A 25,134-nucleotide genomic window follows, 5' to 3' on the forward strand; every position below is an offset into this window, starting at 1 on the left:
ATCGCTGCTACCCCCGCAAGGAGAGTAACGCATGGATGAAACCTTTCGCGCTATCTGGGTGGAAGAGGTAGCTGCCGGCAAATACGACCAGCAGGTGATCCGCCGCCATGTGCGGGATTTGCCGGATAACCCGCTGCTGCTTGCCGTGTCCCACTCCTCCCTGAATTTCAAGGATGCGCTGTCCGCGTTTGGCAATCGAGCCATCACTCGCGAGTATCCCCATACACCCGGTATCGATGCCGTGGGCGAGGTGCTGAGCGACAAGAGTGGCACTTTTGCGCCCGGCACCATGTTGCTCGTCACCGGTTACGATCTCGGCATGAATACACCCGGTGGCCTGGCCGAGCGTGTGGCGATTCCGGCCGGCTGGGCGCTGCCGTTGCCGGTGGGATTGACCGCACGGGAGTCCATGATACTCGGCACCGCCGGCCTTACTGCTGGCCTCTGTGTCGAGAAGCTCCTGGAGGCTGGAGCCAAACCGGGTGACGGCGAGGTGTTGGTAACCGGAGCTACCGGCGGTGTTGGTTCCATCGCGGTGGCCCTGCTGGCCAAACTCGGCTTTCGCGTGGCGGCGGTGACCGGCAAGCTGGAGTCGGCGGATTTCCTGACCGCCCTCGGGGCCTGGAAAGTGATCGACCGTGAGACCCTGGCGCCATTTGCCAGCAAGGCGATGGCCAAGCCCCTGTGGGCCTGGGCGGTGGACACGGTTGGGGGGGAGACATTGTTCAATGTGATCAAGTCCCTGTCCTACGGTGGCGGTGTCGCCGCCTGTGGCATGGCCTCCGGCGCCCAGTTCCAGGCCAATGTGTTTCCGTTTATTCTGCGTGGTATCAGCTTGCTGGGTGTCGACAGTGTCGAGTTGGCGCTGGAGAAGAAGGCGGCGGTGTGGGACAAGCTCGCCGGCGAATGGTACATCGGTGAGCAGCTGGACCGTATCGCCGAGGATATTTCCCTGGAACAGGCGCCGGAGTTTCTGGCGCGCCTGCATCGTGGTCACGGCATTGGGCGCTACGTGGTGGATATGGCGCTTTGACTGCCGACCGCGATGGCGCAGCGGCACTCTGCGAAATTTGTGACCGGTTTCCCGGCCGGGTCATCTTCTCGTCGGGAGTGCGGCTGCTATGCTAATAGCCCCGGCGGCGCGATCGGCCGGATTCAGGTTTCACAGTGACCTGATTGGTGGTATCGATGTCAGCGTTTTATCGCTACTGGTAGAACAAATTGACCGAAAATAACGAAATTCCAAAGCTCACTCACCAGGCCAGTGCCCTGGTATTGTCTGGTGGTGGCGCCCGCGCGGCCTACCAGGCCGGCGTGTTGAAGGCCCTGGCCGAATTGACGCCGGAGAGCAGTCCGCATCCCTTTCAAATTATCTGTGGTACCTCCGCCGGCGCGGTCAATGCGTTGTTGCTCGCTTCATATCCGGGCACTTTCAAGGAGGCGGTCGAGCGACTGTGCGCACTGTGGCTGCAGCTGACCGTGGACCAGATCTACTGCAGCAGCTGGCGCAGCCTGTTCGGCAACATGTTCTCGATCACCCGCTCGCTGTTCAATCAGGGGGTGGGGCGCCAGCGGCCGCTGGCGCTGCTGGATAACACGCCCTTGCGGGAGCTGGTGGAAGAGGTTGTCCATTTTGGCAATGTGCAGAAGAACATTGACGCCGGCCATCTGCGCGCGGTCTGTGTCAACGCACTGTCCTACAGCGAGGGCGAATCGGTCAGTTTTTTTCAGGGCGCAGAGAATCTGAACGAGTGGCGGCGTTTCCGTCGCTACGGTGTGCGCACTCAACTGACCGTAGACCACTTGATGGCGTCGGCGGCCATTCCCACCCTGTTTTCCACCGTCAAGATTGGCAACGACTATTTTGGAGATGGCGCAGTACGCCAGCTGGCGCCAATCAGTCCGGCGCTACACCTGGGCGCCAACCGGGTATTCGTGGTCGGTGTGTCCGACAACCGTTCGCCGGTACACTGGGGCAAGACCCGTACCAAGCCGCCGCGGCACTCACCGTCGATGGCACAGATTGCCGGCCAGCTGTTCAACGCGGCCTTTATCGACAGCCTCGAGGGTGACCTGGAACACCTGGATCGGGTCAACCTGCTGCTGGATTCGGTGGACAGTAAGCACCTGGCCGACCTGGCGCCGCTGCGCCCGGTGGAATCGGCGGTGATCGAGCCGTCGCAGAGCCTGGATCGTCTCGCCGGGCGCAAGGTGCGTTACCTGCCGCCGGCACTGCGCTGGCTGTTTCGCTCGACCGGGGCGACGACATCCGGTGGCGGTGCCTCGGCGGCGAGTTACCTTCTGTTCGAGAAACCTTTTATCGGCGAACTGGTCGAACTTGGTTACCAGGATGCCATGTGGGAGCGAGATAAGCTGCGCGCTTTTTTACAGCCGCAGGTCGTGCCCGAGGAGGCCGAGCGCAAAGGCCTTTTCGGCATCAGAGTTAAACCGGTATCGGAAGCAGCGAATGGCAACCCTCAGTCATAAGAAATTTTGCACCGCGGTAATCATGGGTCTGTCTGCCGTGCTGGCGGCCTGCAGCGCCTCCACCAGCCGGACGGTCGACCAACAGCAGGCCGGCCCCCAGTTGCGCCAGGCGGAAGTGAGCGAGTACCGGCGTCTGTTGGCGGAAGCGCAGCAGCTTTCGTTCACCCTCGATTTTGATGCGTTGCGGCAGGCCTACGTCGAGTCGTCGGAATACAACCCCTACGGCGGAGTTAAGCTGGCCGGATTGCCCGAAGCCTACCGCTCGGTGGAAAGCGCCCAATTCGGGGAGTGTCTGAAGCATGTGGACGAGGTACTGGCCTCCAACTATATGAGTTTGGAAGCCCATATGATCGGCGTTCTCTGCAGTGGCCGCAGTGCCAACCTGGACCGGGAAGACAAGCACCGCTATATGGTCGAAGGGCTGATGGAGTCCATCGAAAGCAGTGGCGATGGCAGGAGTCAGAACAGTGCCTACCGCACGATAAGCACTTCGGAATTGCGCGGCTTCGTCCGCCTCAAGGGCTTGCAGGTACTGGACCAATCCATTGTTTATGACCAACAGGGCATCTATGACAAGATGCAGGTGCGCGACCCGGAGTCCGGCGATGAGTATTCGCTGTTTTTCAATGTCAGCCAGCAGTTCGTGCACGGTATGGATGGCGCCGCGGAGTAATTTCCGCGGCAGATGGAAGCGGCCCTGATGTGTTGCTGAACTACATCAGGTGCTGGGCTAACTTTTCCCAGTCGAAGCGCCGTGTCTTGCGGTCGCTGAACAGAATTTCCAACCTTTCGTCTTCCCACTTGATAACGCGGCCGTAACCGAGTTTGCGGTGGCGTATTCCTTCGCCCAGCGCCGGTTTGCGCATGGGCATGCGCGGGCCGCTGATCTCCGGGTTGTAGTCACAGGCCTCCAGATAGCGCAGTGCCTGGCGGGAAATTGGCACGGAGCTGCTTATGTTCGCCGGGCGCTGTTGCAGTGCGTCGGCGAACAGCTTGCACAGCGGCAGCTGCATCTCATCGATAAATAGCGACGGCTGTTGCTCGGCGCCGGCCTCCCGGAGCGCAGGTGGAGCGAGTAAATAGAGCTTGTGGCGGGCGCGGGTCATGGCCACATACATCAGGCGCCGTTCGCTCTCGAGTGATGCGGGTGTGGTGAAGTCCCGTTGTGGTTGGTAGGGCATATTGTGCTGCGTCAGCGACGGGATAACGACCTGGTCCCATTCCAGTCCCTTGGCCTGGTGCATGGTGGTGATCTGTACCGCGTCCGCCTCTGTCTGTTCTCCCTCACGATGCTGGCGTTGCAGTTCCTGCAGGTGGGCCAGCGCCGCTGCCGGCGACTGCTTGAGGCTGTCCAGATACTGGCAGAAGGCCAGGATCGTCTGCTGGCGCTCCTCGCCCTGCTGGCGGGTAAAACTGTCCTCGCCGATACCGGTAAGATAGTCCAGTTCCCCCAGCTGGCGGCGCAACAGCTCGCCGGCCAGACCTCGCCACTGCTCCATTTCTGTCAGCAGTTCGGCGCGCTGTTTCAGCCGTTTCAGTTGCGCCTTGCTCAGCGACTCCGGAATCAACCCCAGCAGTTGCTTGCCCCAGTTGCCCCCGTACGCGGCCAGCTGCGCACACAACGGTTGCAGGACCTTGCGCGGAATACGGATATGGGGTGCGGTCAGCCATTCGTAGAATCCCTGCTCGCGGCGTTTCGCCGGCAGCTCGGCAAAGCGGCCGGAAGCGATGTTCAGGCTCCAGAACAGCGGTCGCAGTTCGCGTCGCGAGAGTACCGTATTGCGGTTGCCAGAGCGGTAGGGGATATTGCTGGCCAACAGTGCCAGTTCAATCGGTGCGGCCACGGACCAAAGGCGCACCAGTACCGCAATCTGATCCAGCGGCCGCCCCCGCTTCTGGCAGCGGCGCAGATAATCCACCAGCCAGCGGGTCTCTTTCTCGGAGTGTACCAGCTCGATCTCCGTCGGCTGTTCCCCGTTGGCAGACACACAGAAAATATCCGCGCGCTCGCGGTTGTTGCCGATAAAGTGGTTGGCGGCCAGGGACAGCTGGTGGCCATAACGAAAGGTGCGGCTCAATTGATAGACATTGGACGGCGGAAAATCGCCGTCAAAAAATTTCAGCAGAAAATCCGGCTTGGAGCCGCGCCACTCGTAGATGGTCTGATCCGGATCGCCGATGGCAATCACGTTGCCGGATTTTCCATAGAGCACACGCAGTAAAAAATGCTGTACCTCGTTGATATCCTGGTACTCGTCTACGAGGATGTCGGCATAGTAACTGCCATACTGTTCGGCAATGCCGGGCTCCAGGCTGAGCAGTATGGCCGGGTCGTAGATCAGGTCGGCATAGGTCACCGCATTCTGGCTGCGACGCCAGTCTTCGAAGGTGCGGAACACCTTCAGAAAATATAGGTATTCGTCACCGAGCTTCAGTTCCTGAAAGGCACTGAGGTCGCCGGTCAGGATTGTCTTGGTGTAGTCGATAAAGTATTCCGCGGCTTCAATTTCCGACTGCTTGCGCGCGCGGATATCCTCGAGCTCGTAGGGCGGAGCACATTCCTCGATCGCTTTCCAGATCTGCAGCTGTACGGTGGACTGGGGCAGGGGCGTCAGATTGGCCGGCGCTATATGCCGGTTGGCGATCATGCGCTGGTAAAGGCGGTAGCCGAGGCTGTGGAAGGTGTGTACGGCCGGAGCCGGGCCGTCGAGCAGTTGCCGCAGGCGGCGGTCGAAATCCTCCCGTGCGCTGCGGTTGTACATCAGCACCAGCATCCGCTCCGCCGCCGTGCCCGCATCGAGCCGGTTGCGGACATAGTGCAGCAGCGCGGTGGTTTTGCCGGAGCCGGCCACGGCGATAATTTTGGCGTGGCCGCCGGCGTGGTCGGCAATGGCCTGTTGTTCTTCCGTGAGTTCGGGCGGGTGCATTCAGGGGGACCGTTCAAATACTGGATATTTTGCCAGTATAGGGCGGGCGTATACAAGCGTGCGCTCAGGCGTTCTGGGGGCTGCCCGCCGCGGGGCCCGCGTCGCTCAGGCGGTCGCGGCGCAGGGCCAGCTCGGCGATATAGGAGGAGAGAAACACCCGGCCGGTCAGTTCTTCCAGAAATTTCGAGCGCCCCAGCCGGTCGAGAACCGGTCCTTTTACTTCCGACAGGTGCAGGCGTATTTCCCGTTCGTGCAGATCGTGGTTCACCTGTTGCAATCGCTCCAGTGCGGTGCCGTCGATACGGCTGACCGAGGACAGGATCAGCACCAGTTCACGTATTTTCGGGTGCCGCTTTATCTCGCTCAGCAGGCGATCTTCCACTGCGCTTATATTGCTGAAAAACAGGCTTTCATCGATGCGCAGGAACAGGATATCCGGCTGCGTTTTAACGGTGTGGCGCAGTACGTTGCGGAAGTGCTCGGTGCCGGGCACCCGCCCGACCACGGCGATATGGGGGCGACTGGTGCGCCAGATCAGGGTTGCGAAGGATAGGCCGATACCCAGACCGATACCCGCCTCGACACCAAACAGCAATACACCGAGCAGGGTGCCGGTCATCGCGACGCCGTCAGTGCGATCGTAGCGCCAGTTGTGCACGAAACCGCGGACATCGATCAGGCTGGCGGCGGCGACGATGATGGTGGCGGCCAGTACGCACAGCGGCAATTCGGTGAACAGTCCGGTCAGAAACAGCAGCACCAGCGCCATCAGCAGTGCGGCGATCACGCCGCTCATCGGCGACATGGCGCCACCCTCATCGTTGATGGCCGTGCGGGCAAAGCTGCCGGTCACCGAAAAACCGCCGGACAGGGCACTGAGCAGGTTGGCGGCGCCCAGTCCGCGCAGCTCGGCATCGGCATTCAGGCGCTCGCCACGCCGCAACGCGATGGCGTGTGCGATCGACAGGCTCTCGACAAACCCCAGCAGTGCGATGATCAGCGCGGGCAGGAGCAGCCGGTACGTCAGGTTCCAGTCGAACTCCGGAATCCTGAGTAGCGGCAGTCCCGGTGGAATGCTGCCCACGACCGCCATCTGTTTTTCCCAGTGAAACAGGGTTGTCAGCGCAATAGCTGTCAGCACCACCAGCATCGGCGCCAGCCGCGACAGCAGTTTTGCCCGCGATTCAGACAGGCCCAGCCTGTGCAGCAGGGGTGCCAGCCCCAGGCGCGCGCCGATCAGTGCCACCGTTGCCGCCACGCCAAATCCGGCTGTGGCCGGGTCGGCGTTGGGGATTTCCATCAGGGTGCTCAGTAGCAGTTGCAGTGCGGTGTCGCCTTCACTTTCGATGCCGAACAAAGGGCCTATCTGGCCGACGATAATCAGGATGGCAGCGCCGGAAACAAAACCGTTGATTACCGGGTGGCTGAGCAGGTTGGAGAGGGTGCCGAGGCCGAGCAGGCCCATGGCAAATAAAAAGGCGCCGCTGAGTGCGGCGAGGATAATTGCGCCGGCAATATATTCCGCGCTGCCCGGTGTGGCGAGTGGGGAGAGTGCGGAGGCGGTCATCAGGGCCAGGATCGCGACGGGCCCGACCGACAACACCGAGCTGGAGCCGAACAGCGCATACCCCAGCAGTGGCAGCAGGGCGGCGTAGAGGCCGATATGGGGTGGCAGACCGGCCAGGGCGGCGTAAGCCAGCGCCTGCGGAACCAGCATCATCGTGGCCACCAGTGCCGCGATCGAATCCCCCGCCAGCCATTGGCGCCGGTAGTGCTTCAACCAGTTGGGAATCTGTTTGCTGGCCCGCATCCCTGTCTTTTATTCCATAGCAGCGGCGTTCGAAATGCTAACAGACAAGATAGACGGGATTTCGGTATGCCCTCTCTCCGCCGGGAGAGAGGATGGGGAGATTAAGCGGGGCGCCCTCTACCGCCGGTCTTGGGGCGATTCAGCAGGTGGAATATCCCCATACCCGACAGCATTGCCACGGTGAACACGATCGCCTTGAGTTCGCCGGCGCCGGTCGCGACTATCGCCGGCCCCGGGCAGAAGCCGGCCAGCCCCCAGCCGATGCCGAACAACAGGCCGCCGATCACCAGCGGGCGGTCGATATCAGTGCTTGTAGGCAACTTCATCTGTTCGCCCAGTACCGACAGGTCGCGGCCCTTTGCCAGGTAGAACACCGGCAGGCCCACGGCGATGGCGCCTATCATCACCAGTGCCAGGGACGGATCCCAGACGCCGGCCAGATCCAGGAAGGCGAGGACTTTGGCCGGATTTGCCAGGCCGGAAACCAGCAGTCCCAGGCCGAAAACCAGCCCGGCAATGAAAGCGGTTAGCAGTGTTTTCTTCATCCCGTCAGGCTCCCAGCAGATGTCGGACAACAAAAACCGTGGCGAAGCCGGCGCCCATAAACATCAGGGTTGCCACCAGCGAACGCGGGGACAAGCGGGACAGTCCGCAGACCCCGTGGCCACTGGTACAGCCGGAACCGTAGCGGGTGCCGATACCCACCAACAGGCCGGCGGCGACCAGTACCGGATAGTCGGCCCGGATTTCGATCGCGGGCAGGGTGGCAAACAGCAGCCAAAGTGCCGGCCCGATCAGCAGGCCGAGGATGAAGGCCAGGCGCCAGCCGGTCTCGCCGGCGGTGCGGTCGATCAGTCCGCCGAGAATACCCGAGATGCCGGCGATACGGCCGTTCAGAGCGAGGAGGAGGGCCGATGCGACGCCGATAAGCACGCCTCCAGCCAGCGCCGAAATGGGAGTAAATGCGTTCCAATCTATGGTCATAGCCAGTGAACAACTCCGTGACGTAGGACAAACAAAGTTCAATGTGTCGCACCGGTGCCGGCCGGGTGAGGGGCGCCGGCAGGAGCGGCCGCTTCTACATAATAATGCAGGCCGCATGGCGCCGTGTCGGTCGCGGGGCAAAGATGGGGCTCTTCTACGCCCGTAGAAATATTAGATATTACTAATCTATTGGCTTTGGTATAATGCCAGCCGACGAGAGGAATGATTGAGCGAAAGGAAAAACGATGAGCACTCCCCTGGATCTCCTCGCCAACGCTTCTCAAGCGGCGGCGCTCCTGAAGGCCATGAGCAACGAGAACCGGCTGATGGTGCTCTGCTGCCTGCAGGAAGGCGAGATGTCTGTGAGCGAGCTCAATGAAGTCGTTCCCCTCAGTCAGTCGGCGCTGTCACAGCACCTGGCCGCGCTTCGCTCCGCAGACCTGGTGGCCACGCGCCGCGACGGAAACACTATCTATTATCGGCTGCACGGCGAGGCGCCCAGCGCCATTGTCTCGGTGCTGCACGACCTGTACTGCCCGCGCTGACCTCACCCCCTCATTTTCTCTGACTCCGTACCGGCGATCATGCATTCGGCCGCGACGTTGTGCTGCCGGCGGCAACCCGAAGTATTAGGAAAGTCTAATTTTCTGTGTTAGCATTTTCTAAAGTAGTAAAAGCTAATTTAGAAAGTGCTAACGATGACCGAACGATTCTTTCAGTGGGTGATCGATCACCCGCGCCGCATCTATGCCGGGGTGCTGCTGCTGACAGTGGCACTGGGGGCCCTGATCCCGAATATCCAGATAGATACCGATCCCGAGAATATGCTGCCCGCGGACAACCCCGCGCGGGTGTTTCACAATGAGGTCAAGTCCCGTTTCGCGCTGCACGACTCCATTGTCGTCGGCGCAGTAGCCGAGGAGGGTATCTACAACCCCGCCTCCCTGGCGGCGCTGCACCGCCTCAGCAAATCCATTTTGCAGATCGATGGTGTGGTCGAACGAGACCTGATGTCCCTGTCTGAGGTGGACAACATCCGCCAGGAGGGAGAGGGGGCCATTCGCTTCGAGTGGATGATGCGCAATCCGCCGCAGACCCAGGCCGGTGCGGATGATATTGCCCGCTCCGTGGCCAGCCTGCCGATGCTGCGCAACACCCTGGTCTCCGCCGATGGCAAGGCCGCGGCCATCTACGTGCCGATCGAAGACAAAAACGAGAGCTACCGCATTGCCGAAGAGATTCGCGCAATTTTTGCCGCTCTGGATTCCGGCGACACTTACTACCTCACGGGCCTGCCGGTAGCCGAAGACCAATTCGGCTTCGAGATGTTTGTACAGATGGGTATTTCTGCGCCGATGGCCGGCGCCATGATCTTCGTGCTGATGCTGCTGTTTTTCCGCAGCCTGCCGTTGGTGGTGGCGCCCATGGTCGTGGCCATGAGTACCGTGATCGCCACTATGGGGCTGTTGATCGGCATGGGTTTCACCGTGCACATCATGTCGTCGATGATCGCGATCTTTTTGATGCCCATCGCCGTGGTCGATTCGGTGCATATCATGAGTGAATTCGCCGACCGCTACCGGCCCGGCAGGGACGCGCGCGAGACCATGCGTGAAGTGATGCGTCACCTGTTCAAGCCGATGCTGCTGACTTCGGTGACGTCCGCGGTGGGTTTCCTGTCACTGATGCTGACGCCCATTCCGCCGGTGCAGATCTTCGGTGCCTTCGTGGCCTTCGGCATCCTGCTGGCATTTCTGCTGACGATTATCTACATCCCGGCCTACATCACGCGTATGAAGCCGGAAACCCTCAGCGCACTGCAGGCGGCCCAGCACCGCTCCGACAAGGCTCGCGGCATCGATAGCCTGCTCAGGCCCATCGCCGCGCTGGCGCGCAGACGCCAGGGCGGGCTGTTGCTGGCCTTCACCGCGACGCTGGTATTCAGCGCGATTGGCATTGGCAAAATCCACATCAATGACAACCCGATTAACTGGTTCAAGAGCGAGCACGAATTGCGGGTGGCGGACCGTGCGCTCAACAGCCATTTCGCCGGCACCTATGACGCCTACCTGGTGCTGTCGGCAAAAGAAGATGGCGGCGCGCTCGAAAAACTGAATCGCGATGCTACGAGAATTGCTGCCAGCAGCGATGGGGTGAGCTGGCGTCCGCTCCAGGCGGAGGCCGATTTCAGCGCCGCGCTGGATCGCCGCATTACCGAGCTGGACGACGCCCTGTTCAATGTCGAAGGCGACAATGCGGAGATTATCGAACAACTGCTGGCAACCGCGGAGCAGGCGCGCACTGCCAGCAAGACGCTCAGTTCCCCCGCACTGTTGAACTGGATGGCGGAACTGCAGCAGCACCTGGCCGACAGCGGCCTGGTGGGTAAGAGCAATGGCCTGCCGCAGCTGGTGAAAACCGTCAATCGCGAATTGGTCTCCGGCGAGCCGCAGGACTACCGCATCCCCGCCACTGCCGCCGGCGTGGCACAGACACTACTGCAGTACCAGTCCTCGCATCGTCCGGCAGACCTGTGGCATTTCGTCACGCCCGATTACCGCAGTGCTCTGCTCTGGGTCCAGCTGACCAGTGGCGACAACCAGCACATGAACGCCGTGGTGGCGTTGGTGGAGCAATATGTCGCCGACAATCCGCCGCCGCTGGCGGTGGAACTGCAGTGGGCTGGCAAGGCCTATCTGAATTCGGTTTGGCAGGACGCCATGGTGGCCGGAATGATGGACAGCCTGATGTCCGCATTCGCCGTCGTGTTGATCATGATGGTGCTGTTGTTCCGCTCACTGCTGTGGGGGCTGCTGGCCATGCTGCCACTCACGCTCACCATCAGTCTGATCTACGGCATGGTGGGCTGGCTGGGTATCGATTACGACATGCCAATTGCGGTGCTGTCCGCACTGACCCTGGGGCTCAGCGTGGATTTTGCCATCCACTTTATCGAGCGCACGCGCAGCTATCTGCACAGCGGGCGCGGTTATGCCGAGACCATGCGCCTGATGTTCGACGAACCGGGCCGCGCGATCGCACGCAATGCGCTGGTCATTGCGCTGGGCTTCACACCGTTGCTGTTTGCACCACTGGTGCCCTACGTCACCGTGGGCATCTTCCTGGCCACCATCATGGCCGCCTCCGCACTGGTCACGTTGTTGCTGTTGCCGGCGGGTATCTGGGCCCTGCAGCGATGGCTGGTGCCGGCGGATAAGGCCATGCCAGTGGCAGCCGATGCCTGACTGCAGGTTGAGCGAAATAAATTGAGAGGTGTCATCGTGAAAAAACTATTTTTGGGACTACTGATGAGTGCTGCGGCACTCGCGCAGGGTGCCGAGATGAGTGCGGATGAAATCGTCACCAAGGCGAATCGCGCCGCCCTCTACGCGGGCGACAGCGGCCGCGCCGAGGCCCGCATGATGATCGTCGACGCGAGCGGCCAGAAGCAAGTGCGCCAGTTTTCACTGCTGCGCCAGAACGGGACCGGTGGTGACCAGGATTATCTGGTGTTTTTTTCCCGGCCGGCGGATGTGCGCGGCACCGTTTTCCTGGTGAAAAAGCATATCGAGCGGGATGACGACCGCTGGCTCTACCTGCCGGCGCTCGATCTGGTAAAGCGTATCGCCGCCGGCGACAAGCGCACTTCCTTCGTCGGTTCGCACTTTTTCTACGAGGACGTGTCGGGCCGCAACCTGAAGGACGATATCTTCACTCTGGCCGGAGAGACCCCTGAGCACTTCCTGATTCTGGGTGAGCCCAGGCATCCGGACAGTGTGGAATTTGCCAGCTACACCGCGCATATCAGCAAGGGCACCTTCCTGCCAGAGCGCGTGGAGTACAAAAACGCTCGCGGCGAAACCTGTCGCCGCGTGACGGTGGTAGAAACCGCTGAAATCGATGGCATCCCCACGGTGATCAAATCAAAGGTCGAAGACCTGAAAAACGGCGGTTATACACTGCTGCAATTCCGCAACGTCGGTTACGGCCTGAATCTGGACTCGTCCCTCTTCGGCGAGCGCAGCCTGCGCAACCCGCCGCGGGAGCTGCTGGGCAGATGAACAGCTTGAGAGCGTTATATCCGCTGGCCGTGGCCCTGACGGTGTCGGGGCAGGTTGTGGCCCAGGAGGAAGCCACCGGCGAATGGGAGGAGTGGGACAACTGGGAGGAGGGCTCGGCGGAGGAGGAAAAATCCTTGCCGCTGCACGGCTTCCTGGAACAGTCCTGGGGGCAGCGCACGCAAACCGATCCGCTGCTCGACGACGGTACCCTGGCCGACAGCCGCGCGCGCCTGGAGTGGACGCCCTCCGCGGCTCGGGTGCAGTTCAAGCTCAATGGGGATCTGTACTACGACGGGGTCACCGCCGATTGGGAAGCGGAAGTCCGCGAAGCCAGCGCGCTGTATTCGCCGGCGGCGAATATCGACCTGAAGCTGGGGCGCCAGCCACTGACCTGGGGCACCGGTGACTACCTGTTTATCAACGATCAGTTCGCCAAGGACTGGCAGTCGTTTTTCAGCGGGCGCGACGACGAATATCTGAAGGCGCCGCAGGATGCGCTGCGCGCAAGTTGGTACGGGACGGGCGTCAACCTCGAACTGGTGTGGATGCCCAGGTTTACGCCGGACCGCTCTATCAATGGCGAGCGCTTCTCCTTCTTTTCACCGCAGTTGGGCCAACAGATAGCAGCGGACTTCTCCGTGGATAAACCCTCCGCAGACGAGGTGGCGGCGCGGGTTTTCTGGCGCAGGAACAGCAGTGAGTTCGCGCTATACGGATACCAGGGGTACCAGGGCACACCGGATATGCACCCGGTCGCCGGGCCCGTGCATCCGCGCCTAAACGTCTGGGGCGGCAGCCTGCGCCGGCCGCTGGCCGGAGGCCTGTTCAATATCGAAGTTGGCTATCTGGACAACCAGTACACGCCCGACCAGTGGCGCGCGCTCGTCGGCTACGAGCGGGAACTGATCACCAACCTTACCGCCGGCGGACAGTTGTATCTGGAGCGCTATGACAGCGAGCCGCAACCCTCGCAGTTTGCGACGCCGCCGGAATACCTGCCGGCGCGCAGCCGCAGCGTGGTGACCACGCGGCTAACTTACAGCGCTATGCGCGGCACGCTTATCTGGTCGCTGTTCGCCTTTCATTCTCCCAGCGATAGGGACGGTTACCTGCGCCCGAGCGTCGACTGGCGATACAGTGACAAATGGCAGTGGACCCTGGGGGGCAACCTTTTTTATGGCCGTGAAGATTACACCTTCTTCGGCCAGTTTGATCGCGCAGACAATGTCTACCTGCGCCTGAAGTACAGCTTTTAACTCTCGATGGGAAAATGGAGAAAATCTATGTCAACTGAACGTGCTACTTTTGTTTTCGCCGGCGTAATGCTGTTGGTTTCCGTGGCGCTGACCCAGCTTGTGCACCCCAACTGGTTCTGGTTCAGCATTTTTATCGGTGCCAACATGATTCAGAGTGCCTTCACCGGCTTCTGTCCAGCGACCCGGGTGATGAAAATGCTCGGTATACGCAGTGAAGCTGAGATTGCCTGTGTGGCCGGGAAAAACCCTGCGGTCCGGTGAATTGTGGTTTTCAGTCAGGGATTTAAAAAGGTATTGAACGAAAAGGTGTCTCACATGATTAAAACAATTGCGGAAATAGTGGGGCCGGCCAAGGCCCAGTGCAATCTGGTATCGGCCGAGGAGGCAGCGGCGATCAAGGCGCAGGCGCCGGACACATTGATACTTGATGTGCGGGAACCAGCCGAGGCGGAGAAGCTGAAAACGGAAGGGAGCGTCAACATTCCCCGCGGCATTTTGGAAATGAAAATTGGTGAAGTGGCCACAAGCTCCGACCAGCCGATTCTCATTCACTGCGCCACTGGCGGGCGTGCTGCGCTGTCGGCGGTTGCCCTCGCCAATATGGGCTATACCAATGTCAGGGTGATCGACGCCGACTGCGAGTCGGTAGCAGCCTGTCTGCACTGCTGAGCAAGGCGTATTTACTTCCGGGAGGTGAGCGGAATGCGCATCTCCCATACCTTCATATCGACTGCGCGTAAAAGCGCTGGAGCAGGCCGTGCAGCAGCCCTGACAGGCGGGGATCTGCACATACTTGCCCGCGCGGCGACTAAACCTTCCCGACACTGTACTCCCAATTACTGAGACAGAGAGACCGGTGGATGCCCAGCGTTTGCCTCAGCTCGCTACCGCAGGGTTCCCGATCACTTGGCCCGCTCAGTATCGGGAGGCCGTCCCGATTTCCCGGCGTGCGCAGTAACAGGGTGGTTTCCCCTGAAGAAGAGCGCCGCTATTCCTGGGGGGGAGTGGCTGGATTCTCTGGCAGCAGCGGGGTATTGCTTAGAATATTAGGTTTTGCTAATATGTCTGTGTGAATTGAGTGCAATCTCGAAATGAGAGGAATGTCTATGTCCGTCAGTGCCGTTCGTACCCAAGTACAGTCTTTCCTAGATACGGATACCGAAACCTGGAGCTATGTGGTGTACGACCGCGAAGGCGGCACTGCGGCGGTAGTCGATACGGTCCTCAACTTTGACGCCGCCTCGGGGCGCACCAGTACGGAGGGCGCCGAAGAGATAGTGGCCTTCGTACGCGAGAAAAACCTGACCGTCGAATGGATTCTCGAGACGCACGCCCACGCCGACCACCTGTCCGCGGCACCGTTTGTCCGCGATCAACTCGGCGGCAAGATCGCGATCGGCGAGCAGATTTGTCAGGTGCAGAACATCTTCCGCAATGTGTTCAACCTTGAAAAAGAGTTCCTGGTGGACGGCAGCCAGTTCGATCACCTGTTCGCCGATGGCGAGACCTTCAATGTCGGCGACCTGGATGCCCGTGTGATCTATGCACCGGGCCACACGCCGGCGGACATGGCGTGGCTGATTGGCGATGCGCTGTTTGTCGGTGATACGCTGTTTATGCCGGACGTAGGCAGCGCCCGTTGCGACTTCCCCGGTGGCGATGCCGCAACCCTGTACCGCTCGGTGCAGAAGCTGCTGGCGTTGCCGGAAGAGACGCGCATGTTTATGTGTCACGACTATCCGCCGTCTGATGCGCGCGAGCACCAGTGTGAAACCACGGTGGGGGAGCAGAAACGCGATAACATCCACCTGCGCGACGGGGTCAGTGAGGCAGAGTTTGTCGCCATGCGCAGCGAGCGCGATGCAACCCTGGCGATGCCGCGGCTGATTATTCCGTCCATCCAGGTCAATATTCGCGCGGGGGAGATGCCGCCGGCAGAAGATAACGGCACTGTTTATCTGAAGGTGCCGATCAACGCCCTGTAAGGTGTTGCCTAATTTAACCAGGTGGAAATATATGGATATCAAGAGACTCGACGATCAGGTCACTGTGTCCGAACAGTTCAGCGGTGCCGCCATGGCACAGCTGGCCCAGTCCGGCGTCAAGGTGGTGGTGTGTAACCGCCCGGAAGGCGAGAGCGAAGATCAGCCGACGCACGCGGCGATGGAGACGGCGGCCGAGGAAAACGGCATGGAGTATGTGGTTATTCCGTTCGCGCGTGGCCAGATGACACTAGCGCACTGCCAACAGTTTGCCGAGCTGCTGGCGCGCGGCGATAAAGTGCATGCCTTCTGCCGCACCGGCAATCGTTCGTGCAATCTCTGGGCCGGCGCGCGCATATTGGACGGGGCGGACAAGAAAGCGCTGCTCGGCTGCGCTCGCGCCGCCGGTTTCGATGTCAGCGGTGTGTTGGTGGCAATCGATCCCGAGTAGGGGGATTGCTGTTCCCTCGAATTGCGGAAGTAACGGAAGTCATTGATGCGCGCTCTCGCCAGCTATCTCCCTATTTTTGCGTCGCTGCGGTCTTATGATCGGCAGACGCTGAGCCGCGACCTGTTGGCCGCGGTGATCGTTACGATCATGCTGATACCGCAGTCGCTGGCCTATGCCTTGCTCGCCGGGTTGCCGGCGCAGGTGGGTCTCTATGCGAGTATCGTGCCGCTGCTGGCCTACGCAGTGACCGGCACCAGCCGCGCCCTGTCGGTGGGGCCGGTCGCGGTTGCGTCTTTGATGAGTGCCGCGGCACTGAGCGAGGTGGCAATTGCCGGCACCGCAGATTATCTGGTGGCAGCGGCGGTGCTGGCGCTGCTGTCCGGGCTGTTTCTGACATTGATGGGGGTGTTGCGCCTCGGCTTTCTCGCCAACTTTCTCTCGCACCCGGTGATTTCCGGATTTATTACCGCTTCCGGCCTGCTGATTGCACTGAGCCAGTTGAAGCACCTGCTGGGTGTCAGCGCCAACGGCGACAACCTGCCGCACCTGCTCAATTCCCTGCTGGAAAATATCAGTAGCATCAATTCCTATGCGCTGCTCACCGGTATCGCAGTGGTTGTGTTTCTGTACTGGTCGCGTTCCGGTGCGTCACGACTGCTGCAGCGCTGGTCCGTGCACCCGGATACCGCCGGTATCCTGGTCAAGGCCGCCCCGGTGGTCGGTGTTATTGCGACGATTGTCGTAGCGGTGCTGTTCGATTTCGAGGGCAAACAGGTGGCGCTGGTCGGCACTGTACCTTCGGGCCTGCCGACGCTGCAGTTGCCGGTTATTTCCCGGGAGCTGATCGAAGCGCTGATAATGCCGGCGATCATGATTTCGATCATCGGTTACGTGGAATCGGTTTCCGTCGGCAAGACCCTGGCGGCCAAGCGACGCCAGAAAATCGACGTGAACCAGGAATTGATCGGCCTGGGTGCAGCCAACGTGGGCGCGGGTTTTTCTGGCGCCTTTCCGGTCACCGGCGGCTTCTCTCGTTCCGTGGTCAACTTCGACGCGGGTGCCGAGACGCAGATGGCGAGTGTGTTTACCGCTGCCGGCATTGCGCTGGCCTCGATATTCCTGACGCCGTTCCTGTACTACCTGCCGAAGGCCACCCTCGCGGCCACCATTATCGTGGCGGTGCTGTCGCTGGTGGACTTCTCGATCTTGAAAAAGACCTGGAAGTTTTCCCGCAGCGATTTTTTCGCCGTAGTCATCACAATCGTGGTCACGCTGCTGTTTGGTGTCGAGGCGGGTGTGTCCTGCGGTGTGGCCGCCTCGATCGCACTGTTCCTGTACCGCACTTCGCGGCCGCATATTGCCGAAGTGGGTCTGGTTGAGGGGACGGAGCATTTCCGCAATATCAAGCGGCACAAGGTGCTCACCGTGCCGGAAATCCTGACCATTCGCGTCGACGAGAGCCTGATGTTCTCCAATGCCGCCTTCCTGGAAGATCGGATTTACGAAGATCTGGCCAACAACAAGCGCGTGCGCCAGGTGATTCTGATGTGCAGTGCCATCAACGAGATCGACTGGAGTGCCCTCGAGGTGATTGAGGCATTAAACAGTCAGTTGGCGGAGCTGGGCATTGTGCTGCACCTGTCCGAGGTCAAGGGGCCGGTGATGGATGCGCTGCAGCGCAGTGGATTTCTGGAGCACCTGTCGGGCAATGTCTACCTGACCCAGTTCCAGGCCTTCAGCGAGGCGCGCCGGGCAGTGGTTGCCGCGGTCTAGGCCGCGGCAGTCACAGCAGACACTGCCAGTAGCCGACATCGATCCAGCGGTCGAACTTGTGGCCGACTTCCTTGAAGTGGGCGACCTTCTCCATACCGAATTTTTCATGCAGCGCGACGCTGGCGCTGTTGGGCAGGGCGATACCGCAGATGACCGTGTGGATGTCCCGCTGTTGCAGTTGATCGAACAGGGCCCTGTAGAGGCTGGAGCCCAGGCCGCGCCCGTGCGCCTCTTTGTCTAAATAGACCGTCGCCTCGACGGAGTTGCGATAGGCCGCCCGGCTGCGCCACAGGGTGGCATAGGCGTAACCGGCAATCCGCTGCTCCTCCTCGGCAACCAGCCACGGCAGACCGACGCCGGCCACATCGCCGATGCGGCCGGCCATTTCTGCGGCGGATACCGGTTCCGTTTCGAAGGTGATCACGGTGTGGCGGATATAGTGGTTGTAGATATCCGCAATCTGGCCGGCGTCTTCAGCTCGAGCGAATCGGATCATTTCTGTGCTCGGTCATGGCTGTCTGGCGGCCGCGCAGAAATTGGAGCATGGCCGCGGTAACCGCTTTGGGCTGTTCGAGGGAGGACAGGTGTCCCGCTTGCTTGACGATCTCCAGCGAGGCGTTGGGCAGTCGCTCAGCCAGGCTGATCGAGCAGGGTGGGGGCAGGGAAAGATCCTCCTCGCCGACGAGCACCAGGGCCGCTTGCGGTATATCGCCGAGGCGGGTCTTGAGTGAGTCCCGCTGGCATAGGGCGTCGACCATATTCGCGATGGAGACCAGCGGCATGGTCGCGAATTTGTCCTTCCAGTGTCGCACCAGCTCCGGCTGAGTCTGCAGAGTGTGCTGCCCGAACATCAGCTTGGAGACCTTGGGCAGCAGCGGCTTGATGCCGAACAGCTTGGCGGCGGCCACCATGGCCTTGTACTTGAATTTCTTGAAGCCGGTCTCGGTGCCGGCGTGGCTGTCGAGCAGCATCAGGGCGGAGACACGATCTGGCACCGTCAGCGCGGCGCGCAGGGCGATCATGCCGCCGATCGACAGGCCGGCCCAGGTTGCGCTCGCTATGCCCTCGTTATCCATTACCGCGACCACATCCTCTACCAGATCGTAAATATCCAGCGGCCGATCTGCAGCGCTCGACTGTCCGTGGCCGCGAATATCGATATTGATCACCCGGTAGTGTTCGCTCAGCGGCCCTACCTGCTCGCGCCACATCTCGCCGTCGCAGAGGAAGCTGTGCAGCAGTAGCAGCGCTGGGCCGGAACCACTGATTTCGTAATAGATCTCGTTACTGCCGTTAAGTGCTGTGGACATGGTTTCCTGTTGGCTCGATTCTTAGAATTGTGGCGTAACGATGTACCTTGCCTTTATCGCAGTCAACCGGAATGTATTCGATCGAGACTGGAAGCCTCCAGAAGACCTCAAAAAACAAACTGCTTGTCCAGTACGAAAAATTGCACCGATTCCGGTTTGACGCCGTCAAATTTAACGGCATCGCCGGCGCTTTCTGATTTAAGTACCTGAAAGAAAGCGTCGATGTCGCTGACTTCCGCGCACAGGACTACACGGTTGTTATCCTCGAGCATCGTGTACTCATATTTACCCTGAATGGTTTGCTGGCGATACAGTTCGCCATGTGTTTTGAAATGCTTCTCCCATTTGGGGAGGTCTTCGACCTCAATGGTGACGACAATCTTTTTCACGTGCACTCCGATAAAGCGGCAATTGCAGGATGCGATATCGCGATGGGAGGGTTCGGCGGTGGCCCCGGAAGAGTCTCCGCTGCGCACATCGGCAGCCTGCCCAGTAAAGTGCGCGCGGACGGGAATCTAGGCGCGGGCACTATAGGCCGACGGTGCGCCAGGCGCGGCGGCGGACGTAGATATAAGCGGCCATACACCAGTCATAGGCGATGCAAAACACTCCGTAAGCCATGGGGATCTCGGTAAGCCGGTCAGTGCCAATCTCCACGGTCGTATAAACAGGAAGTTCATGGAACAGGTCCCAAACGCCGTGAAGAAGATACCCGGCGATCAGCCAGGCGGGAATACGGCAGCCCAGCACTCCGAACAGGGTAAACAGCGCGACAGCGACCGCTTCCAGTGGCCAGGCTCTCGGGTTATCGAAATAGGCCGTGAAGGCCAGGTAGAAGGCCGCGATCAGCACCAGGAAGAGACCGTAAAAAATCTGTTCCGCGCGCATTGGCAACAGTTTTCTGACGATTGCGATGGTACCCGCGGCCGCCATAAGGCCGATACTGATGTAGAGGACAACGATTACCGCCAGGGCCATATCACTCTCACTTGCATCAGCGCCGTGGTCTGCTTCTGTGGTGTTTTGTGTGTCTAGACTCCCGCTGCCAGATCGGCTCCCACATTATTCTTCCAGAATGACGCCGGAGCCACCCATCTCCTTGGGAAAGTCCTTCAGTTTGGGCAGCCCGTCTTTGATGCGCAGCCGCGTCTCCTGATAGTTGACATGCACAGCGGGTTTGAATTGGAGGTCCGGAATGACAGCGGCATAGACGTCGGTAAGCCCCATGCCGGGATGTTCACTGAAAATATGGCCGCCGCAACTCTGGCACCACTTGCGATAACTGTTTGGCGTCTTGTGGTAGGTGCCGATCTTGTCCTCCCCCTGTGTAACCTTGACGGCGTCCGGTTGCCACAGGGAAAAGGCGTTCACCGGCCCCGCCGACCAGTGCCGGCAGGACTCGCAGTGGCAGTAACCCATTGCCGCGGGTTCTCCAGTCACCGTGAATTGCACGGCGCCACAGAAGCAACTGCCGTTATAAGTTTTTGTATCGCTCATGGGGCTCTCCTTTCTTCATGCCGCACCGGGGTTGGGCGGCAGATGTATAGGGTAGTCCAATCCTGTCGCTTTGAACGGGGGCAGGCAGTTGCCTGGATCGCAGGCGGCGACGGCGTTAGTGGCGGCAAAAAAAAAGGCCGGAATGAATCCGGCCAGGGGAGGGGTCAGGCGCTCTGGGCAAGCACCTGCTGGGGTTGCTCGTTGCTGACCTCTTCGTCTACTGACGAGCGAATCAGGTAATCGAAGGCGCCAAGGGCTGCGGTGGCACCGGCACCCATGGAAATCACGATCTGCTTGTAGGGCACGGTAGTCGCATCGCCGGCCGCGTAGACCCCGGGCATGGAGGTCGCGCCGCGTCCGTCGATCACGATTTCTCCCATGCGATTCATTTCCAGGCCGCTGTCCTTCAGGAACTCGGTATTGGGCACCAGGCCGATCTGTACGAACACGCCGGCCAGTTCCAGCTGCTTGCTCGCGCCGCTGGTGCGGTCGGTGTACGCCAGGCCGGTGACCTTGCTGCCATCGCCGAGAATCTCGCTGGTCTGGGCGCTGACGACGATATCGATGTTGTCCATCGAGCGCGCCTTGCGCACCAGTACATCGTCGGCGCGCAGCGTATCGGCAAATTCCAGCACGGTGACATGCTTGACGATACCGGCCAGGTCGATGGCCGCCTCGATGCCGGAATTGCCGCCGCCAATCACTGCCACGTGCTTGCCCTTGAAGAAGGGGCCATCGCAGTGCGGGCAGTAGGCCACACCCCTGGTGCGGTATTCCGCCTCACCGGGCACACCCAGTTCGCGCCAGCGGGCGCCGGTGGCCAGTACCACCGAGCGGCTGGACAGGCTGGCACCGCTGTGCAGTTCCAGCTCCACTAACTTGTCGCGGCTCAGCGTGGCCACGCGCTGGTCGGTGATAATGTCCACGCCGTATTCCTTGACGTGCTGTTCGAGGCTGGCGGCGAGCTTCGGGCCCTCGGTGTAGGGAACGGAAATAAAGTTCTCGATACCCACGGTATCCATCACCTGGCCGCCGAAGCGCTCGGCGACGAGCCCCGTGCGGATGCCCTTGCGCGCGGCGTAGATGGCCGCAGCCGCACCGGCCGGACCACCGCCGACCACCAGCAGATCGTAGGGATCTCTCTCACTCAGTGCCGCGGCCTTGCGCTCGGCGGCGCCGCTATCCAGCTTGCCGACAATCTCCTCGAGCGTCATGCGGCCCTGGGCGAAGTATTCACCGTTCAGGTAGACCGCGGGCACCGCCATCACGTTGCGCTCTTCTACCTCGCGCTGGAACAGCGCGCCGTCGATCATTTCGTGGGTGATGTTCGGGTTCAGGGTCGCCATCAGGTTCAGCGCCTGCACCACGTCCGGGCAGTTCTGGCACGACAGCGAGATATAGGTTTCAAAGTGGTATTCGCCATCGAGATTGCGAATCTGCGCCAGCAGTTCCGGATCGGCCTTGGATGGGTGGCCGCCGGCCTGCAGCAGGGCGAGCACCAGGGAGGTGAACTCGTGACCGAGCGGAATACCGGCAAAACTCACGCGCGGCTCTTCCCCCTGGCGGGCGATCGCCATGCTGGGGGTGCGCTTGCCGTTGCCGCTGTGGGTTTCAATCTTGCTGGAGAGGCCGGCGATCTCATCGGCCAGTTGCTCCAGTTCCGCGGATTTGGGGCTGTTACGGTCTTGTTCAGCAGCAGCGGACACACGAATCTCGATCGGCTCGATGATATTGCGTAGGTAGGTGTCCAGTTGCTGTTTCAGGTTCGCGTCCAACATCGGTGTGTCCTGTTTGTGCGGGTGCATGTCCCTGCCGTCATTCCGGCCTGCGCCGGGATGACGACGTGATTTTTCGAAAGATTCTTTGGGGGACCTTGCGGCCCCCCAAAGCCGGGCCGGGGCCCGGTGCTGCCGGCTTAGATCTTGCCGACCAGGTCCAGGGACGGCGCCAGGGTCTCTTCGCCTTCCTGCCACTTGGCCGGGCAGACTTCACCCGGGTGGCTGGCGACATACTGGGCGGCCTTGATCTTGCGCAGCAGTTCCTGGGCGTCGCGGCCGATACCGCCGGCAGTGATCTCGACGATCTGGATGCGGCCTTCCGGGTCGATGACGAAGGTGCCGCGGTCGGCGATGCCTTCCTCCTCAATCATCACGCCGAAGTTGCGGGTGATGGTGCCGGTCGGGTCGCCGATCATCGGAAACTGGATCTTGCCGATGGTGTCGGAAGTGTCGTGCCAGGCCTTGTGGGTGAAGTGGGTGTCGGTGGACACCGAGTAGATCTCGACGCCCAGTTTCTTGAACTCTTCGTAGTTGTCGGCCAGGTCGCCCAGTTCAGTGGGGCAGACGAAGGTGAAGTCCGCCGGGTAGAAGAAGAACACCGCCCACTTGCCTTTGATATCGGCGTCGCTGATGTCGAAGAAGTCACCGGCCTGGTAAGCCTTGGCCTGGAAAGGTTTCAGTGCGGATTCGATGTAGCGAGACATAGCTAGCTCCTCGTTAAGTGTGTTTGGCTGTGAAGTTGTCTGGAACGGGCGCAATACTATGGGTTGATATCGATTGATAGAAATAATCTATCTAAATGGTTTTGATAGCTATAGTTAATTGATTGATGTTCCCTCATAGTTATTTTGCCTATCGGCGCGCGATTGCAGAGACTGCCCCCATTGGGGATACTCGGAGCCAGTGACCAGTGCGTCGTGAGTCAGTCGGCACCGGTAGCGACAGGGATTGAGCAGGACAACGCTATGCGATTGATTCGGTTACTGAAGAACGACCTGGCCCGTGAGACCGAGGAATGGGTCGCGGAGGGGCTGATCAGCGAGCCCCAGGCCGAGCTGATCTGCGGCCGCTATGGGGTCGACTACCAGCAGGTGAAGAACCGCTCCTTCGGCTACAACGTGCTGGTGGGGCTGGGTTACCTGTTTATCGGTCTGGCTGTCATCACCCTGATCGGCGCCAACTGGGAAGAGATACCGCGGGCGCTGCGCATGTGGGCGTTGATCGCGGTCACCCTGACCACCCAGGGGCTGGGCCTGCGGTACTACAGCGCTGGCGACCACAGTGCCGGGGTCGGGTTCTTTCTACTCGGCAACCTCTTTTTCGGTGCCTCGATTATCCTGATCGCGCAGATCTACCACCTCGGCGAACATATGCCGGACGGTGTCTTCTGGTGGGCACTGGGCTGTCTGCCGTTTGCGCTGCTGACGAGGAATCCCTGGCTGGCTCTGCAGGCGCATATCCTGGCAGCGATCTGGTTCTTCCTGCAAATCTCCTACGGTTTTTACCCGACACTCTTCCTGCTGTTTATTCTCGCCTCGGCCTACGTGCTCTGGAGCGGGCACCAGAGTGTTGTCCTGTTACTGGTGGTGCTCGCCAGTGTCGGATTCTGGGTCGAATATTCACTGGCGGCACTGTGGCGCGAGGCGGACCAGTTCTTTCTGTTCGATCTGCACGCGGAAAACCTCGCGGTGGCCGCGGCGCTGTTTATCCTGCTGTTCGCATTCAGCCACTGGCTGAGCGGGCGCATGTCGCCGGTGGCGAAAGACTATGCGGCGGTGATCTCGGTCTGGTGCCTGCGCTTTGCGCTGGTACTGATGCTGGTGCTGAGCTTCGCCGCGCCCTGGCGGCAACTGCTGGCGGCGGACTGGAATCACCTTTGGTCGATGTGGCTGGTGGTCGTCCTGTTATCTGCGGCAGCAATGTGGCTGGCCATCCGGGCCGGGCGGCGGCTGTCCTGCGCAATCCTGCTGGCGGTGTTCGCGATTTTACTGCTGGCAGTGACCATCTCCGGTAACAGGGAACACGCGATCTATTTTCAGGTGATCGCCAATTTCGCCCTGATCGGCAGCGGTGTGTGGCTGATAGTGCGGGGCATTCAGGGTGGTATTTCCCACTACTTCTTCCTCGGTGTGGCCTCGATACTGGTCACTGCGCTGCTGCGTTATTTCGACCTGATCGGTGACTATGTCGGTGGCGCAGTGATCTTTACGCTCTTTGCTGTGCTGCTGCTGGGCGCTGCGCGCTACTGGAAACGCCACCAGTCCACGGAGGGTGCATGATGCAGGCAAACATTACCGCGCGGCTGTGCGGGGCCATCGCGTTGCAGTTCGTGATCCTGATCGGAATGTATGTGAGTGCACAGGTGCCGCTGTGGACCGGCGAGCAGGTTCGCGTGAAGACCATTCCGGTGGATCCGCGCAGTTTGTTCCGCGGCAACTACGCGCGGCTGGAGTACGATTTCTCCCAGCTCAATGCTTCGCTGTTCGCCGGCGACAAGAAACTGCGCGAAGGGGAGGTGGTCTACGTTTCGCTGCAGCCGAACAAGTCGGGCCTGTACGAACTGTCCGGTGTCAGCCTGAAGAAACCCTCGGAAGGTATTTTCCTGCGCGGCCGGGTTACCGGTAGCTGGTGGCGCGACTCGGGTGAGAGTTACCGGATCAAATATGGCATCGAGGCCTTTTTCGCCCCGAAGGAAAAAGCGCTGGGGCTGGAGAGTGACCTGCGCAATGGCGGCGTGGCCGAGGTAATGGTCTCGGGCGGCGGTCAGGCGCGCCTGAAAGATGTCACTGCCAATTCCGCGAACTAGTTCGAATCAAAA

25 protein-coding genes are annotated in these 25,134 nt (G+C 60.6%); 14 read left to right on the plus strand and 11 right to left on the minus strand.

What is annotated here, in order from left to right:
- Nucleotides 1-31 precede the first annotated feature (31 nt).
- The 3 genes from BUC36_RS16100 (at nucleotide 32) to BUC36_RS16110 (ending at nucleotide 3,160) form a co-directional block, all read left to right on the plus strand.
- The gene (locus BUC36_RS16100) at nucleotides 32-1,033 is read left to right on the plus strand and encodes a YhdH/YhfP family quinone oxidoreductase (RefSeq protein WP_073277080.1); all 1,002 of its coding nucleotides are present in this window, start codon (nucleotides 32-34) and stop codon (nucleotides 1,031-1,033) included.
- A gap of 188 nt (nucleotides 1,034-1,221) precedes the next feature.
- On the plus strand, nucleotides 1,222-2,487 hold the full coding sequence (locus tag BUC36_RS16105) for a patatin-like phospholipase family protein (protein ID WP_234995034.1): 1,266 nt from the start codon (nucleotides 1,222-1,224) through the stop codon (nucleotides 2,485-2,487).
- Nucleotides 2,468-3,160 (plus strand): DUF4919 domain-containing protein, encoded by a 693-nt coding sequence (locus BUC36_RS16110; protein WP_084536171.1) that lies wholly within the window; start codon nucleotides 2,468-2,470, stop codon nucleotides 3,158-3,160. The genes BUC36_RS16105 and BUC36_RS16110 overlap by 20 nt, the downstream gene beginning before the upstream one ends.
- 40 nt (nucleotides 3,161-3,200) lie before the next feature.
- Here the strand turns inward: BUC36_RS16110 and BUC36_RS16115 are convergent, their stop codons facing one another.
- From BUC36_RS16115 to BUC36_RS16130, 4 genes are all read right to left on the minus strand, one after another.
- Nucleotides 3,201-5,414 carry an ATP-dependent helicase gene (locus BUC36_RS16115; RefSeq protein ID WP_073277083.1) on the minus strand — a complete coding sequence of 738 codons (2,214 nt, stop codon included), beginning with the start codon at nucleotides 5,412-5,414 and terminating at the stop codon, nucleotides 3,201-3,203.
- A 64-nt stretch (nucleotides 5,415-5,478) separates the two neighbouring features.
- Nucleotides 5,479-7,224 (minus strand): SulP family inorganic anion transporter, encoded by a 1,746-nt coding sequence (locus BUC36_RS16120; protein ID WP_073277084.1) that lies wholly within the window; start codon nucleotides 7,222-7,224, stop codon nucleotides 5,479-5,481.
- Between the two features lie 101 nt (nucleotides 7,225-7,325).
- On the minus strand, nucleotides 7,326-7,769 hold the full coding sequence (locus tag BUC36_RS16125) for a YeeE/YedE family protein (protein WP_073277086.1): 444 nt from the start codon (nucleotides 7,767-7,769) through the stop codon (nucleotides 7,326-7,328).
- Nucleotides 7,770-7,773: 4 nt separating this feature from the next.
- Nucleotides 7,774-8,208, minus strand: a complete 435-nt coding sequence (locus BUC36_RS16130) for a YeeE/YedE family protein (protein WP_073277087.1) — start codon at nucleotides 8,206-8,208, stop codon at nucleotides 7,774-7,776.
- 245 nt (nucleotides 8,209-8,453) lie between these two features.
- Here BUC36_RS16130 and BUC36_RS16135 point away from each other — a divergent pair, with 245 nt between their 5' ends.
- From BUC36_RS16135 to BUC36_RS16175, 9 genes are all read left to right on the plus strand, one after another.
- The gene (locus BUC36_RS16135; protein ID WP_073277089.1) at nucleotides 8,454-8,753 is read left to right on the plus strand and encodes an ArsR/SmtB family transcription factor; all 300 of its coding nucleotides are present in this window, start codon (nucleotides 8,454-8,456) and stop codon (nucleotides 8,751-8,753) included.
- A 153-nt stretch (nucleotides 8,754-8,906) separates the two neighbouring features.
- Nucleotides 8,907-11,453 carry an efflux RND transporter permease subunit gene (locus tag BUC36_RS16140; protein ID WP_073277091.1) on the plus strand — a complete coding sequence of 849 codons (2,547 nt, stop codon included), beginning with the start codon at nucleotides 8,907-8,909 and terminating at the stop codon, nucleotides 11,451-11,453.
- Nucleotides 11,454-11,489: 36 nt separating this feature from the next.
- Entirely contained in the window at nucleotides 11,490-12,269 is a 780-nt protein-coding gene (locus BUC36_RS16145; RefSeq protein ID WP_200797302.1) for an outer membrane lipoprotein-sorting protein, read from the plus strand.
- On the plus strand, nucleotides 12,266-13,525 hold the full coding sequence (locus BUC36_RS16150; RefSeq protein WP_073277095.1) for a hypothetical protein: 1,260 nt from the start codon (nucleotides 12,266-12,268) through the stop codon (nucleotides 13,523-13,525). The genes BUC36_RS16145 and BUC36_RS16150 overlap by 4 nt, the downstream gene beginning before the upstream one ends.
- A gap of 27 nt (nucleotides 13,526-13,552) precedes the next feature.
- On the plus strand, nucleotides 13,553-13,786 hold the full coding sequence (locus BUC36_RS16155) for a YgaP family membrane protein (RefSeq protein ID WP_073277097.1): 234 nt from the start codon (nucleotides 13,553-13,555) through the stop codon (nucleotides 13,784-13,786).
- Between the two features lie 54 nt (nucleotides 13,787-13,840).
- Complete coding sequence (locus BUC36_RS16160; RefSeq protein ID WP_073277194.1) at nucleotides 13,841-14,194, plus strand: rhodanese-like domain-containing protein; 354 nt, start codon at nucleotides 13,841-13,843, stop codon at nucleotides 14,192-14,194.
- A gap of 437 nt (nucleotides 14,195-14,631) precedes the next feature.
- A complete protein-coding gene (locus tag BUC36_RS16165; protein ID WP_073277099.1) occupies nucleotides 14,632-15,510 on the plus strand; it encodes an MBL fold metallo-hydrolase in 879 nt (292 codons plus the stop codon).
- Between the two features lie 31 nt (nucleotides 15,511-15,541).
- Nucleotides 15,542-15,958 carry a protein tyrosine phosphatase family protein gene (locus BUC36_RS16170; RefSeq protein WP_073277101.1) on the plus strand — a complete coding sequence of 139 codons (417 nt, stop codon included), beginning with the start codon at nucleotides 15,542-15,544 and terminating at the stop codon, nucleotides 15,956-15,958.
- A gap of 45 nt (nucleotides 15,959-16,003) precedes the next feature.
- Entirely contained in the window at nucleotides 16,004-17,731 is a 1,728-nt protein-coding gene (locus BUC36_RS16175) for a SulP family inorganic anion transporter (RefSeq protein WP_073277103.1), read from the plus strand.
- A gap of 10 nt (nucleotides 17,732-17,741) precedes the next feature.
- On the opposite strand, the gene BUC36_RS16180 is transcribed toward BUC36_RS16175, so the two are convergent.
- The 7 genes from BUC36_RS16180 to ahpC all read right to left on the minus strand — a co-directional run bounded on the left by BUC36_RS16180 (nucleotide 17,742) and on the right by ahpC (nucleotide 23,020).
- Entirely contained in the window at nucleotides 17,742-18,227 is a 486-nt protein-coding gene (locus BUC36_RS16180) for an arsinothricin resistance N-acetyltransferase ArsN1 family B (protein ID WP_073277105.1), read from the minus strand.
- A complete protein-coding gene (locus tag BUC36_RS16185) occupies nucleotides 18,205-19,041 on the minus strand; it encodes an alpha/beta fold hydrolase (RefSeq protein ID WP_073277107.1) in 837 nt (278 codons plus the stop codon). Before BUC36_RS16185 ends, BUC36_RS16180 begins: the two co-directional genes overlap by 23 nt.
- A 107-nt stretch (nucleotides 19,042-19,148) precedes the next feature.
- Entirely contained in the window at nucleotides 19,149-19,430 is a 282-nt protein-coding gene (locus BUC36_RS16190; RefSeq protein ID WP_143187018.1) for a hypothetical protein, read from the minus strand.
- A gap of 139 nt (nucleotides 19,431-19,569) precedes the next feature.
- The gene (locus BUC36_RS16195; RefSeq protein WP_073277111.1) at nucleotides 19,570-20,019 is read right to left on the minus strand and encodes a DUF6010 family protein; all 450 of its coding nucleotides are present in this window, start codon (nucleotides 20,017-20,019) and stop codon (nucleotides 19,570-19,572) included.
- A gap of 84 nt (nucleotides 20,020-20,103) precedes the next feature.
- Complete coding sequence (locus BUC36_RS16200) at nucleotides 20,104-20,538, minus strand: GFA family protein (RefSeq protein WP_073277113.1); 435 nt, start codon at nucleotides 20,536-20,538, stop codon at nucleotides 20,104-20,106.
- A 164-nt stretch (nucleotides 20,539-20,702) separates the two neighbouring features.
- Nucleotides 20,703-22,316, minus strand: a complete 1,614-nt coding sequence (ahpF, locus tag BUC36_RS16205; protein ID WP_073277196.1) for an alkyl hydroperoxide reductase subunit F — start codon at nucleotides 22,314-22,316, stop codon at nucleotides 20,703-20,705.
- A gap of 137 nt (nucleotides 22,317-22,453) precedes the next feature.
- Complete coding sequence (gene ahpC / locus BUC36_RS16210; RefSeq protein ID WP_073277116.1) at nucleotides 22,454-23,020, minus strand: alkyl hydroperoxide reductase subunit C; 567 nt, start codon at nucleotides 23,018-23,020, stop codon at nucleotides 22,454-22,456.
- 261 nt (nucleotides 23,021-23,281) lie between these two features.
- On the opposite strand from ahpC, the gene BUC36_RS16215 reads away from it, so the two are divergent.
- Both BUC36_RS16215 and BUC36_RS16220 read left to right on the plus strand, forming a co-directional pair.
- Nucleotides 23,282-24,595, plus strand: coding sequence for a DUF2157 domain-containing protein (locus BUC36_RS16215; RefSeq protein ID WP_073277118.1), 1,314 nt, complete (start codon nucleotides 23,282-23,284; stop codon nucleotides 24,593-24,595).
- On the plus strand, nucleotides 24,592-25,122 hold the full coding sequence (locus BUC36_RS16220; protein WP_234995035.1) for a GDYXXLXY domain-containing protein: 531 nt from the start codon (nucleotides 24,592-24,594) through the stop codon (nucleotides 25,120-25,122). Before BUC36_RS16215 ends, BUC36_RS16220 begins: the two co-directional genes overlap by 4 nt.
- The last annotated feature ends 12 nt before the right edge of the window (nucleotides 25,123-25,134 follow it).

Origin of the sequence: Microbulbifer donghaiensis, from assembly GCF_900129095.1 — a bacterium.
GTDB lineage: Bacteria > Pseudomonadota > Gammaproteobacteria > Pseudomonadales > Cellvibrionaceae > Microbulbifer > Microbulbifer donghaiensis.